The organism is Tessaracoccus sp. OS52 (assembly GCF_020687685.1).
GTDB lineage: Bacteria > Actinomycetota > Actinomycetes > Propionibacteriales > Propionibacteriaceae > Arachnia.
Window position 1 is genome coordinate 1 of sequence record NZ_JAJEWM010000006.1, and the last position, 13,258, is coordinate 13,258.

10 protein-coding genes are annotated in these 13,258 nt (G+C 64.3%); 8 read left to right on the forward strand and 2 right to left on the reverse strand.

From position 1 onward, the window contains the following. Nucleotides 1-163: 163 nt before the first annotated feature. Nucleotides 164-694: a hypothetical protein gene (locus LKO27_RS14460; RefSeq protein ID WP_227738226.1), complete on the reverse strand. Its 531-nt coding sequence runs from the start codon at nt 692-694 to the stop codon at nt 164-166. 548 nt (nt 695-1,242) lie between these two features. On the opposite strand from LKO27_RS14460, the gene LKO27_RS14465 reads away from it, so the two are divergent. Beyond that, a complete protein-coding gene (locus LKO27_RS14465; protein ID WP_227738227.1) occupies nt 1,243-2,205 on the forward strand; it encodes a glycosyltransferase family 2 protein in 963 nt (320 codons plus the stop codon). A 2-nt stretch (nt 2,206-2,207) separates the two neighbouring features. Here the strand turns inward: LKO27_RS14465 and LKO27_RS14470 are convergent, their stop codons facing one another. Next, complete coding sequence (locus LKO27_RS14470; protein WP_227738228.1) at nt 2,208-3,203, reverse strand: hypothetical protein; 996 nt, start codon at nt 3,201-3,203, stop codon at nt 2,208-2,210. Nucleotides 3,204-3,587: 384 nt separating this feature from the next. Here LKO27_RS14470 and LKO27_RS14475 point away from each other — a divergent pair, with 384 nt between their 5' ends. The 7 genes from LKO27_RS14475 to LKO27_RS14505 all read left to right on the forward strand — a co-directional run bounded on the left by LKO27_RS14475 (nt 3,588) and on the right by LKO27_RS14505 (nt 13,252). After that, nucleotides 3,588-5,117 carry an asparagine synthase-related protein gene (locus LKO27_RS14475; protein ID WP_227738229.1) on the forward strand — a complete coding sequence of 510 codons (1,530 nt, stop codon included), beginning with the start codon at nt 3,588-3,590 and terminating at the stop codon, nt 5,115-5,117. A gap of 14 nt (nt 5,118-5,131) precedes the next feature. Next, nucleotides 5,132-6,352 carry a Coenzyme F420 hydrogenase/dehydrogenase, beta subunit C-terminal domain gene (locus LKO27_RS14480; RefSeq protein WP_227738230.1) on the forward strand — a complete coding sequence of 407 codons (1,221 nt, stop codon included), beginning with the start codon at nt 5,132-5,134 and terminating at the stop codon, nt 6,350-6,352. 13 nt (nt 6,353-6,365) lie between these two features. After that, a complete protein-coding gene (locus tag LKO27_RS15425) occupies nt 6,366-6,998 on the forward strand; it encodes a CatB-related O-acetyltransferase (protein WP_304650910.1) in 633 nt (210 codons plus the stop codon). Between the two features lie 148 nt (nt 6,999-7,146). Next, nucleotides 7,147-8,805, forward strand: coding sequence for a DUF4082 domain-containing protein (locus LKO27_RS14490; protein ID WP_227738231.1), 1,659 nt, complete (start codon nt 7,147-7,149; stop codon nt 8,803-8,805). Between the two features lie 154 nt (nt 8,806-8,959). Continuing rightward, nucleotides 8,960-10,276, forward strand: a complete 1,317-nt coding sequence (locus LKO27_RS14495) for a hypothetical protein (RefSeq protein ID WP_227738232.1) — start codon at nt 8,960-8,962, stop codon at nt 10,274-10,276. A gap of 138 nt (nt 10,277-10,414) precedes the next feature. Beyond that, entirely contained in the window at nt 10,415-12,436 is a 2,022-nt protein-coding gene (locus tag LKO27_RS15690; protein WP_227738233.1) for a polysaccharide pyruvyl transferase family protein, read from the forward strand. A gap of 42 nt (nt 12,437-12,478) precedes the next feature. After that, nucleotides 12,479-13,252: a hypothetical protein gene (locus LKO27_RS14505; protein ID WP_227738234.1), complete on the forward strand. Its 774-nt coding sequence runs from the start codon at nt 12,479-12,481 to the stop codon at nt 13,250-13,252. The last annotated feature ends 6 nt before the right edge of the window (nt 13,253-13,258 follow it).

The following is a 13,258-nucleotide window of genomic DNA, read 5'->3' on the forward strand; positions in this document are numbered from 1 at the left end:
AGATGCCCTTCTTGAGCGGGTTATGCGGACCTTAGACAAGTCGCATTTTCCCAGGTCAGGAGGGCATTCTCACTCTCCCACGCCGCCCACCGGACACAGTCGATCGGTGGATCGAGGCTAAGGGGCTCCCCGGAGAGCCTGTCTGATCCTCTGGGGGGCGGGATCAATTGCGCGGTCGCAATGGCTCGCCGTCGCTCCATACGTTGCCTTCCCAGACGTTGCCGGGTGCGGTCGCGTCGAAAGCCTCTATTGGTGCGTGAATCCCGCAACTGCCGTTCTCATCGCGCTCGAAGACGTTGTTGATGAATCTGACCGCACTGGTCTGGTCGCTGAAAGGCTTGTCCCGCGTGGATCCCCCGAATGCGCAGAAAGAAGCGGTACCGCTGTGGAAGTAGTTGCCCTCGATCAGGTTGTTCTTGATAGGACGGAAGTCGCCATATCCGGTGAGCGCAGCTGAACAGCCCGAGGCAGGCGGGATACGGGCCCCTTCGCAAATGATCGTGTTGAAACGCACGGTGGTGTTCTCCCCCATCCGAATCCCGCTGAGGTGTGCTGCCCCGTCACGGTCTCCAGCCTGGCCATGGATCCAGGAGTGTTCAATTGTGCAGTCGATGCTGCAGTACACCGAGCGTCCACCACCGGTCACCTCGACCCGTTGGGCCGTGAAATGTCCATTTCCCAGTCCCGTGCCCATGCGGTCTCCGACTATCACCTCACTATCGGAGATTGAGAAGGAGTAACCGGACTCAGTGTCTCGCAGCACGACACTGCCATGGATCCGGGAGTTCGATATCCGAACGTCAGCCGCCCGGATGCGCAGGTCGCAGGCCACGACCTTTGAATCGATCACGGTGCCCGACCGCGTAATGGTGCAATCTCCAGTCCACGGTGTCAAGGACGTGTGCTCGGGGACCCCAGTGTTGGTGGCGTTCGGCCATCCGCCAGAGGGCGGCCCAACCGGTCCAGGGGGATCCACCTGTACGGGTGCGGCCCCTTCTTCGCCAGCACGTTGGGGAGTGCTGACCTCCACGGGACCCGCTGGCGCCTGAACCGGCGCGAGTGATTCGGGTGCGCAGGCCCCAAACGTCATCATCAGGACAAGTCCTGTCATCAGCGCTGAACGGGTTGGGGCGGCCCGCGACCCCCAGCAACTTCCCCAGCGGCGGCTCTCAGCCATGGACCCATGCTATCCCGCGGACTGGAACTGCGGCGGAAGGCGATAGGAGTCCCTAAGCTGCTGTCGTGAGCTCCCTGCCGGACGTCGACGTCTCCGTAGTGATCGTGAACTGGAACACCCGGCAGTACCTGGTGGACGCCATCGACTCGCTGATTGCCGCCACCAAGCGCACCGCAATCGAGATCATCGTCGTCGACAACGCCTCCACCGACGGCTCGCAGGCCGCACTGCGAGAGCGCCATCCGCACGTAACATTGATCGAGAACCACGACAACCTCGGATTCGCCAAGGCGAACAACATCGGATTCGCAGCCGCGAGAGGCAGGGCGGTCTGCCTGGTGAATACTGACGTCATCGCGCTCGACGGAGTCATCGACGAACTGTGGGCCTATCTCCTCAAGCACCCGACAGTCGCGCTCGTCGGACCCCGGACCTACGATCGCGACATGGCGATCCGCAAGAACTGCCGCCGGTTCCCGAACCTGTGCAACGCCGTGGGCGACCACCTGTGGCTGAGGGAGACGGGTTTGGTGCCGGGCCGTTCGCTGCCATTGTCCACCTACAACCACACACATCCCGCCGAAGTCCTCTCCGGTTGCTTCCTCATGGTGCGCAAGGAGGCTCTGGACCAGGTCGGAGGCCTGGACGAGGACTTCTTCTTCTATGGGGAAGACACCGATTGGGGCAAGCGGTTCAACGACGCCGGCTGGGGCTGCGTGTTCCACCCAGCCGCGGAGGCGATTCACTTCGGGGGAGGAAGCACAAAGGCGTTCCCGGTGAAGTACTACCTCATCATGGAGAAGTCCGACCTGCTCTACTGGCACAAGCACCACCCCAAGTGGGCACAGACGATCTACATCGGCATCCGGCTGGCCCACAACATGATTTCAGTCACCGGTTGGGGGGCGCTCTGGCTCACGCGGCCCACCCGGAGAGAACAGGCGGGTCTCAAGGTTCGCGGCAATGCGATCAACACCGTGTGGTTGTTGACGCGTCGCAGTCTGGTCACTACGCCTGGCTGGGATTAGGGCTAGACGTCGTTACCGTCTCCCTGCGTGAGCAACCACGAATCAGGATCAGCGAGCAGCGGGTCGGTGAGCCCGGGGCTGGTGAGGAACTTCACATCGGTACGGTTGAACCGCAGCCCCGCCCGACGCATCCTCGCATCGAGTGCCGTCCCAAACACCGACCATGCCTGCACCAACGCGTGCCCCCGAGCGCGCGAGTGCTCCGCCGCGGCACTGATCAGGGTCCCGAATGTGGCCTCGTCGTCGGCCTCACAAACGAAGTCGACGATCTCCCCCACGGGGACACCACGGCGCAGCGTCTCCGCGAGGACCAATATGCCGGCGAGTCTTCCGTTCTGGCGAAGGCCGAGGATGGTGTAGTCGCCCGGGTTCGCGATGTATCTCCAGTTGAGATATTCGGCGTTACGCACGATCGCGACGGGGTAGCCACCCGAGACGGAGTCCCAGAGCTCGTCGGCCTCCTTGCCGAACGTCTGCAGTTCCTCCAAGTGCCATCCTTCAGGTAGCCGGGGCGGACGCCTCGGCAGCAATCGTCGAACAGCGTCTACGAGCTCACCCAGAACACGTGCGGGGCCGGTGGGCCGTATCATGGCGGCGAGGACGGGCGCGAACCGGAGGACGCGAGCCCGGTAGACGACGCGGAGGTCCTCCCGGTAGCCCCAGCGCACGGTGAAGATGGGGTAGGAATTGACCGACGGCGTCACGTACCAGCCGGACATACCAGCGGCCAGCGCGCCCTCGAAGGCAGCGCACGTGCAGCGCTTGATGAGGCCCTTGCCCTGGAAAGCGGGATCCGTGAACATGTCCATGGTCTTGCCGATGGTCACCCGCTCGCCTCCCACCTGGAAGATCTTCGGCGCAACGGCGAAAGAAGCAATCACACGGTCGCCGAGGCGCGCTGATTGGACTACCGCCCGGCCAGCCGGGTTCTTCAGGTACATCCAGCGGTAGTAGTCGGGACTCTTGTCACGCAACCTCAGCCCGCGGTCGTCGCTCATCCGCGTGATCAGGTCCGAAATTCCCTCCAGATCCCCCTCTTCAAGGGGTCCGAAAGAGAACGCATCAATATCTGGCCGAACATACTCTTGGGACACTGCAGACACCCCCTAGCGCGATCCCTATAGTAGGGGCCACGAGCACACCCGGGGGGAGGGAATGTGTTGAGTAACCATGTGGCCGGGATGGTAGCGATCGTGCCGGGTCGCAGCGGCGTGCCCGCGCGCATCAGGGACATCCTGGAAACCCGATGCGACCGTCCCACCGTAGACCTCGCGGGCGTCCTCTTGGGCACCTGGGGGCTAGGCCGGGCCAAGCCAACTCCCGATTCGCCTCTCCTGCTAACGACGACCAACCGGTCCTCCCGCGGCCGAGAGGATCCGGCGGTGATCGCACATTGGTTGGCCGACGGTGACCTGAGCATGCTGGCGCGGATGTTGCCTCCCTTCGGCGCTCTCGGTCTCACGCCAGGGGGACTGCGGCTCACGACCGACGACATGGCATTCCGTCCCATCTTTCGGGCCGACGGCGATGGCTGGAGCGCGGTGTCGACGTCGGCGCTGTTGCTGTCGCAGATGCTGGGCCGGGGACTGGACGAACAGGGCCTCCTGCTGCAGAGTCAGTTGGGTTGGCAGCTTGGCAAGCTCACCCTTTTCGAGGGTGTCACGGCGCTGGGGCCAGGCGAGTCGCTGGTGCTGAGCGCGGATGGGATCCGGCTGGAAACCATCCCTGGACCGGATCACGCACCCGCATCGATCGCGCTGGCCGAGGGGGTGGCGGTAGCCGCCCACGCACTACGCGAAATGGTGGCCATTTATCTGGACGATACCGACGACCCGACCCTACAGCTCACGGGAGGTCAGGACTCCAGGATCGTACTCAGCTGCATCCCTCGCTCCCGTCGCCGAGGCCTTCGGGTCATGACCCTTGACGTCCCTGGGACCCATGACGCCCGGATCGCTGGCGAACTGGCAGCGCGTTATGGCATGCGCCATGCGTCGCACTCTCCACGTGGGATGTTGGAACTCTCGCCCCTTGACTGGTTCCAGCGGGTCGTGGCCACCGCGCGAGCGAACGAAGCCATGGCTGACCCTATAGCCCGAGCGGTGACCGGCTACGCAGAGGACATCTTCTTCGAGCAGGGGGAGCGCCTCTCAGGTCTGGGGGGCGAGGTGGCCCGGGGCTTCTACTACTTCGGCCGCGTCAGCCCACAACCGATCACGCGCCGGCGCACCGAACGGCTCGCAAAGTGGCGGATGCTGGCCAATGAGGCGGTTGAACCCCGAGCATTGGCACCGCATTACCGTCACCGAGCTTTGGAGACCTCGATCGACCTCATCCACTCTTGCCTCCTGGAGACCGGCCGGGAGTGGTTCTCGGCGACCGACGCGCTCTACCTACACCGAATGAGGCGCTGGGCGGGTCTGGGAGAGAGCGCAGTCTCATTCCAACGCAGTATCACGAATCCGATGTTGGACCACCGCTTCATCGAGGTGGCCGGTCGGTTGTCCCCACGCTCCAAACAGGATTCCGTCTTCCTGGCCCAGCTCCAGGTGACGCTGGATGAGGAACTTTCCTCACTCCCGCTCGATGACCGCCCTCCGCCTCGGGCCTATGCAGCACCGGCAGCTCTGAACCTCGTGCGGATCAGGGCTGCGCGTCTGGAGAAACTGGCCCGCAAGGCAAGGCAGCGACTGCTGAGAGCACACCGTCCTCCTGCCGGGGGTGCCATAGTCGCGGCGAAGTTGGCCGCGCACTTGCGCGCAGACCCACACACCCTCGACCCGGTTCGTGAGACCGGGGTTTTCGATGAGAGGTGGCTCGACGATGTGGTGCGGGGTGAGGTCCAGCCAACGCCAGGCTCGCTCGCGTTGCTGATGAACGTGCTCGTCGCCACTGTTGCCAGAACCGAGTAGGAGCCGTAAGAAGAATGCACAGGATCGATACGGTCATAGAACGCCGGCTCTGCTCCGGATGCGGCGCCTGCGCCTACGTCGGCGCGAACCACGGTGTGGAGATGGTGGACTTCCCCAACGTGGGTAAACGGCCAGTGGGTGTCAAGCAATTGCCTCTGTTCGTAAAGGACCAGATCGCGGACGCCTGTCCCGGGTCGCAGGTCAGGGCCGCGGACTGGGGCAAACACAAGCCAGACCGCGATGAGGTCCTCGTCGGTCCCGCGGCGAGGATCTGGGAAGGCTGGGCGACTGACAAGGAGATCCGCTGGGCTGGCTCCTCCGGGGGGGTGGTCACGGCACTGGCCGCATATGCGCTGGAGAAGCTGGACATGTCCCTGGTCGTACACACTGGAATGGACCCGGAGCAACCTTGGCGAAACCGAACGGTCATCACCACGGACCGCGCAGGGCTGCTTTCGAATGCTAGTTCCCGCTACACGACCTCATCGCCTGTGGAGGCGCTGCGCACCATCGAGGAGAGCGAGCGGCCGTGCGTGTTCATCGGGAAGCCATGTGACGTCGCGGCCGTCGCACGACTTCGTCTGACCCGCCCACAACTGGACCGCAACTTGGGGCTGGTGCTGAGCTTCTTCTGCGCCGGCACCCCCGCTTCCGAGGGCAGCCGGAAGCTCGCGGCCGAGCTGGGGTTCGAGAACTCCGACGAGCTGAGCGAATTGCGCTACCGCGGCCGGGGCTGGCCGGGCGACTTCCGGGTGACTGATGGACGAAGCGAGGCGCGCATCACCTACGACGAGTCGTGGGGTCGGCTCGCCACCAAGCAGCGCCAGCTACGTTGTCACCTCTGCCCGGACGGACTCGGTGAACTGGCCGACGTTACAGGCGGTGACGCTTGGCACCGGCGAGCCGAGGGGACCGAGGGGATCTCACTCATCCTCGCCCGCACCGAACGTGGCCGCCAGATCGTGGAGAGCGCACTTCGTGATGGCTACCTCGAGGCCACCGTCAGTGACCACGCTCGGGTGGTCGCTGCCCAGGGTCTCGTACGTCGGCGCCGACTACTGGCCTCGCGTCTGCTGGCCCTACGAACCCTCGCCCTGCCAACACCGAGATTCGTGGGCTTCCGTCTGGGCGCCGCAGCGGCGCAGGTCGGCCTGAGGGACCTCTTGAAGGAGTACGTAGGGATGATCAGGCGGGCGATCACGCGAGGTTACTTCAAGCCCGAGCCGCGGGAGTGAAACAGGAGGACTGATGCGGACCAAGCTCTCGAAACTGCTGATCTGGCTGTATGGCAGAGGCTCCATGGGGCGTCTGGTGACGCGACGAGCACTCAACCGCCTCGAAGGGGGCGAGATCCACTCCGAAACGCTGCGCGAGATCTTCAAGCAGTACCACGGTGTGACCATAGGGATGTACACCCACGGGGGATGCTTCGAACCGCACAACTTCGGCCGCAACACCAGCGTCGGACGCTACTCATCCATAGCGCGCAGCGCGTTCGCAGCCACCTTGGACCACCCCACCCACTTCAAGGGCATGCACGGGTTCTTCTTCAACTCGAACCTTGGCTACACCGACCACGTCCGCGACTACGCCCGCCTGACAATCGGCAACGACGTCTGGCTGGGGCACAACGCGGTGATCGGATCCAACGTCCACAACATCGGCGACGGTGCCGTCATCGGGGCGGGCGCTGTCGTGTTCAAGGACGTTCCTCCATACGCGATCGTGGTGGGCAACCCCGGCCGTGTGGTTCGGTACCGGTTCTCCCCAGCCACGATCGAGCGGCTGCTTGCCGAACGCTGGTGGGAACGCGACATCGAGGAGATCGCACCGCACATCTCCCAGTTCGACCGTCCGCTGCAGGAGGAACCCGATTCCTGAGAAGACACAGGTCTAACCGACCCCGACTTTGAACTTGCCTGAGGGATAACTTAAGGTTTCTAAGGAATTCCCCCACAGGCAAGGAGCCTAAGTGATACACATACGACCGGTGCGGCGAATACGCACCGAGCCCCAGTCGTCCCAACAGATGCGACGCATATTTGCCGCGCTGGCAGCGTCCCTGACTCTCCTCGTCGGTTTGATCACCGTCCCGACCACCGTCGCCAACGCGACCCCTTCCAGCGGCGAAGGCCTCTTCAGCGATTCGCTGGAACCGCGGGTCCCCGCCACCACGGACACCAGGTCGATCAACCTCGGCATGAAGTTCAGCAGCGACCGCACCGGAAGCATCGCGGCTGTCCAGTTCTATCGCAGCGCCCAGCAGGAGAGGGCTTACGAAGCCTCGATCTGGGAACTGGACGGCAAGCTGTTGGCCACCACAACCTTCCCCGCCTCATCCACCGCCGGCTGGCAGACCGCCCCGCTGGCGAAGCCGGTGAACCTCAACAAGGGCCGCTGGTACGTTGTCTCGTACCTCGCTTCAGACGGTCAGTTCGCCTCCTCCGACGGTGTGTTCAACTCGGACTGGGGCAATGGTCCACTGAATGCGCGCAAGTGGGGCGGCAGCTACACCCGCGCGGCCACGAGCGTGCTTCCTGCGACCTCTGGCCGGGGCACAAGTTACATGCTTGACGTGGTCTTCGTGGATCGCGACACCGTATGGACCCCGCAACCTGCGCCAAGCCAGACGGCGACAGCCGCACCGACGCAGACCGCGACCCCGACCCCGGAGCCAACGCAGACCGCGACCCCGACCCCGGAGCCAACGCAGACCGCGACCCCGACCCCGGAGCCCACACAGACCGCGACCCCGACCCCGGAGCCCACACAGACCCCGACCCCGACCCCGGAGCCCACACAGACCCCGACCCCGACCCCGGAGCCCACACAGACCCCGACCCCGGAGCCCACAACCCCCGATGCTGCCCCGGCACCTTCCCAGAATGGCGAATGGCCCAACGAGAGCAACACCGGAGTCCCGGATGGCGTCACGCTGACGCCGTACACCGGCCCGCTCACCATCACCACCGACAACACCGTGATCAGGAACGCCTTGGTGGAAGGAACCTTGAGAATTCAGGCTTCCAACGTCCAGATCGTCAACAGCCGCATCAACGGTGGCGTCGACCTGCGATCTCCGAAGACGAACGACTACTCCTTCACCATCACCGACAGTTCGATCCACATCGGTGACAACCTCAACACGGGTCTGATGCGCGGCAACTTCCACGCCAACCGCGTGGACATCACCGGTGGGCGCCGTTCGGTCTACTGCGAGTACAACTGCACCGTCGAGAACTCCTGGGTCCACGACCAAGGCGGAGACCCCGGCGGCGATGCGCACTTCTCCGGAATCCGCATGGAGCAGAACGGCGTCTTCCGCCACAACACCATCACCTGTGAGGCTCTTCGCGGCCAAGGAACCGGCTGCTCGGCAGGTCTGACGGGGTACGGTGACTTTGCTCCCGTGCAGAACAACCTCGTTGAGGGCAACATCTTCCTCCGGGGCGGCGGAGGCGGCTCAACCGTCTGCGCCTACGGCGGATCCTCCGGCGACGACGGCAGCAAGCCCTACGGCCATCTGGCGCAAGACATCCGCTTCGTCGACAACGTGTTCGTCAGAGGTGAGACGGGTGTCTGTGGAAACCTCGGTTCCATCAAGTCCTTCGACCCCGACCGCCCCGGCAACGTCTGGTCCGGCAACACCTGGGACGACGGCACCACAATCAGCTACACCGGGCGCTGAGCTGGCGGCACCGCCCAGCCCTGGGAGTTACCCAGCAGCTCCGCTGCTGGGTAACTCCACCCCGCTTGGTGGTCTGACCCGATCACCTCTTAAGCTCAGCATGAGCAATATTTCAATGTCCCTAACGTATCCCCCGACGTGAGGTCAAATCCAAATGAACAACACCCGCCATCAGGCGGGCGCTGTCGGTACACGCCGACGTCGCCTCGTCCTGACGATCTTGGCAGCGCTCGCCGCGCTCGCCCCGCTTTTCCCCGTCCAACCAGCCCAAGCAGCTGTTGACGTCTACACCACTCCCGGCAAGCACAGCGTCAACGGGCGCGAGTGGCACACGTGGTGCGAGGACTACTCCTCAACCATCGACCGGTGCTTCACCGAGATCCTCTCGGCCGGTCGTTGGGTGCACAACAACATCACCTACCTCCCCGCACCTCGTGATGCCTGGGGGACCAACCCTCTGGCCAACAATCGCCAGTGGACTGACCAGGCCGGCCGCAAGTGGAAGACGGAATGCGACACGGCCTGGACCGGCGCCAATGGCTGCCGCTCCCAGATTTTCCAGAACGGCCGGTGGGTCTTCAACAACATCGTCCAGTTCGGCGCCACCACCGTGTCCGCGGACACGAGCTATTCCCCACCTACGGCAGCGACCCCTACCCCAGCATCCACGGGGGCATGGCCGAACGCCAGCAACACGGGCGTACCGGCTGGCGTGACCCTGAGCCCCTACACGGGCCCACTCACGATCACCGCCCCGGGAACGGTCATCAAGAACAAGGTCGTAACCGGGACCCTGCGCATCCAGGCAGCCAACGTGCAGATCGTCAACACCCGGATCAACGGCAGCGTTGACCTGCGCGACCCCCGCAATACCACCCATTCGTTCACGATCACCGACTCAGAGGTCCACATTGGGGACAATCTGAACACCGGCCTGATGCGCGGCAATTTCAAGGCCAACCGTGTCGAGGTCACCGGCGGCCGTCGGTCGATGTACTGCCAGTACAACTGCGTGATCGAGAACTCCTGGGTGCACTCGCAGGGTGGCGACCCCGGCGGGGACGCCCACTTCTCAGGCATCCGCATGGAGCAGAACGGCGTCTTCCGGCACAACACCATCACGTGCGAGGCCCAGCGTGGCAGCGGTACGGGATGCTCCGCCGGTCTAACCGGCTACGGGGACTTTGCTCCTGTCCAGAACAACTTGGTTGAGAACAACTATTTCTATGGCGGTGGCGGTGGCCGCTCCACGGTATGCGCGTACGGCGGCTCCTCCGGGGACGACGGCAGCAAGCCATACGGACATCAGGCACGCGACATCCGCTTCGTTGGAAACGTGTTTGAGAAGGGCGATAACGGCCACTGTGGAAACCTGGGGACCATCAAGTCCTTTGACCCGAGCCGTCCCGGAAATGTCTGGTCCGGGAACACATGGGACAACGGCAGCACCATCAGCTACAACGGCCGCTGACCTCGCCCCGCTGGCTGGATCCCAGCCCGCGTAGCCCAAGTTGAATACGAACCGCGTGGTTCGGTCCCGGACCGAACCACGCGGTTCTACTATTTCCCATTACACTCCTGTCGAGGAACTCGACCGGTTGGGGGAACCGTGGTCAGTATCGTGATAGCCGCCCACAATGAGGCGGGGTTGCTGGGTGCGACGTTGGACGCCTTGCTCCTGGACTCACCGGACGCGGAAATAATCGTCGTTCCCAATGGCTGCACGGATTCGACCGCCGAAGTCGCCCGCGCTCGCTCCGGGGTGCACGTCGTTGAGGTGGCGCAGGGCAGTAAACCCGTCGCCCTCAACGCTGGCGACGCCGTGGCGACGTCCTTTCCCCGGATCTATCTGGATGCAGACATCGTCGTGCCCAAGGGAGGTGTCAGCGCCCTCGTCGCGTCCGTGAGTGAACCGGGCATCCTCGCAGCAGTGCCCGCCCGCAGACTGACCACCGCAGGCCGACCATGGCCCGTGCGCGCATGGGCCAGCGTTCACCGCCGCCTGCCAGTCTTCCGCGACGGCCTGTTCGGGCGTGGGATGATCGTCCTCTCCGAGGAGGGCCGAGCCCGGTTCAGCGCCTTCCCTCTGATGGTTGCCGACGACCTCTTTCTGGATTCACTCTTCAACGTCGATGAGAAGACGGAGGTGGGCGAGGTCCAGGTGACCGTCGAATCACCTGCCACCACGCGGGAGTTGGTTCGCCGCCTGGTTCGGGTGCGCCGCGGCTCCGCCGCCATGCGCACTGCCTCCCGGCGCGGCGAGTTGCCGATCCGCGTCCGCCAGGCGGACCGCTGGTCCTGGTTGCGGGACGTTGTGGCGCGCGACCCGCGCCTGCTCCCGGCGGGGGTGGTGTACGCCACGATCACGCTGATCGCGGCGCTCCGGGCGCGGTTCCAACCGGACCAGAGCATGGACTGGGGCCGTACTGGGTCCAGCCGCTCAGAATCGAAGGACCCCCTGCGAGTGGGCCTCCTTGGGGTCCAGGCTGACACGGCGAACCTTGGGCTGGCGGCGCTCGCGTACTCCGTGGTGGGGATTCTGGACAGAGCCATCCCTGGTGAGTGTGAGTTCGTGCTTTTCTCGGTCAATTCGGACCGAGAACTGGAGCGGATGCGGGCGGAACTCGGCATTGACAACAAGCGAATGCGGGCCGTGCCGTTCCGCCACAAGCAGCTCCTGAAGATGATGGATTCCGTCATGCAGATCCGCTCCTGCGACGTCGTAGTCGACTTCACGGGCGGGGACAGCTTCTCCGACATTTACGGGCTCAAGCGGTTGCTGCGGAAGCTGTTTCACAAGCAATTGGTGCTGGCGACGGGCACCCCGTTGGTGCTCGCGCCACAGACCTACGGACCAGTGAGGAACCGATTCGGCAAGCCTTGGTTCGGGCACGTCGTCAGGCGAGCTGCCCTGGTGTTCACACGGGATGACCTGTCGGTGGGCTTCCTCGAAACTCTCACCGACCGAGAGATTCATGTCGCCACTGACGTGGCCGTCACCTTGCCCCATGACGAGGGGCGCCACGGGTTCCCTGATGATGGCCGCACAAGGGTGGGCATCAACGTCTCCGGCCTCCTCTGGGCCGGGGGCTACACGGGCGACAACCAGTTCGGTCTGGCCGCAGACTACCGCGCCTATTGCGGGGCTCTGGTCGAGGCGCTACTCGCCATAGGCCACGAAGTCCACCTGGTACCCCACGTCCTTTCCCGCCCATGGGAGTCCGACTTGGAAGACGACGTCCGAGCGGCGCGGGAACTGCAGGAACTTCATCCCCGCTGTCTGATGGCCCCGCCGTTCACGAGCCCGGTGGATGCGAAGTCGTGGATCTGCCACCTCGACGGATTCGTGGGATCCCGCATGCACGCGACAATCGCTGCTTTTACCTCCGGGGTCCCGACAGTCCCCGCTGCCTACAGCAGGAAGTTCGCAGGCTTCTTCGGGAATCTAGGCTACCCAGTTGTGGTTGACCTGACTAAACAGGACACCGACGAGGCCGTCGCAGCAACCATCGCTCACCTGGAGAACATGGAACAACTTCGCGAACTGGCGGCCCCGGCCCGACAAGAGGCACAGATGCGGATCGGGATCTTCAGCGACCGACTAGGGTCGCTGCTCGCCGCCCACTGGTAGCCTGCCATGCACACTGGTTCCAGCCGCACGGGAGAACGCGTTATGGATGTCGGAAGCGCCTTGAGGGTCCTACTTCGACAGTGGCTCGTCGTGCTTATCGGAGTAGCGCTGACGGTCGGCGCATGCGCGTACCTGTACAAGACTGCGGAGCCCCGGTACCAAGCGACGGGACGAATGCTCCTCCTCCTGCCCGCCGACGCGCGCGGCCCAGATGCGATCGGAAGCCCGTTCCTGTACCTGCCAAACGGGCTCAACGTCCTGGCGCGCATAGTGTCCGGGGCCTCGACCGGGCGCCAGTTCCGACAGGAGATGGCCGCCCAAGGGCTCTCGCCCTCCTTCGAGGTGGGTGTCGATCCGGAAACTCCAATCATTATCATCAGCGTCGAGGACACCGAGCCGGACAATGTCGTGCGGACCAGGGACTGGCTGATCACTGCGATGAACGACGAACTCCTGAAGGTTCAGCAGGAGGAGGGGGCGCCCCCCGCACAGACTGCCCACACGCGCGTGTACGCCGCCGAGGACGTCCCGTCGCAGTTGGGCGGAGACTGGACTCGGTCTGTTCTGGCAGCTTTGGCCGCCGGGGGGATCGTGACGCTGGTAGCCGCCTTCGCCATCGACCGCCTACGTGCCCTACGGCGGGAGCGCAGGCAGCGCAAGCTCGCGGAAGCCAGTGCCGATCAAGGGCTGGAGGACGAAATCAGGCCAGCTGGAGCGGAGAGCCATACCGATTCGGATGCCGATACCCATGATGGACCTCACTCCGTCACCGCCGGTGCTCCGGCTATGGCGGATCGGTCTCCTGAAGGGCCCTAGGGTCCG

Excerpts from the sequence above, each read along its gene's own strand:
- LKO27_RS14480 (WP_227738230.1), top strand. The coding sequence starts at position 5,132 with ATGCACAGGATCGATACGGTCATAGAACGCCGGCTCTGCTCCGGATGC.
- LKO27_RS14470 (WP_227738228.1), bottom strand. The coding sequence starts at position 3,203 with ATGAGCGACGACCGCGGGCTGAGGTTGCGTGACAAGAGTCCCGACTAC.
- LKO27_RS14495 (WP_227738232.1), top strand. The coding sequence starts at position 8,960 with ATGAACAACACCCGCCATCAGGCGGGCGCTGTCGGTACACGCCGACGT.
- LKO27_RS14505 (WP_227738234.1), top strand. The coding sequence starts at position 12,479 with ATGGATGTCGGAAGCGCCTTGAGGGTCCTACTTCGACAGTGGCTCGTC.
- LKO27_RS15425 (WP_304650910.1), top strand. The coding sequence starts at position 6,366 with ATGCGGACCAAGCTCTCGAAACTGCTGATCTGGCTGTATGGCAGAGGC.
- LKO27_RS14490 (WP_227738231.1), top strand. The coding sequence starts at position 7,147 with ATGCGACGCATATTTGCCGCGCTGGCAGCGTCCCTGACTCTCCTCGTC.
- LKO27_RS14460 (WP_227738226.1), bottom strand. The coding sequence starts at position 694 with ATGGGCACGGGACTGGGAAATGGACATTTCACGGCCCAACGGGTCGAG.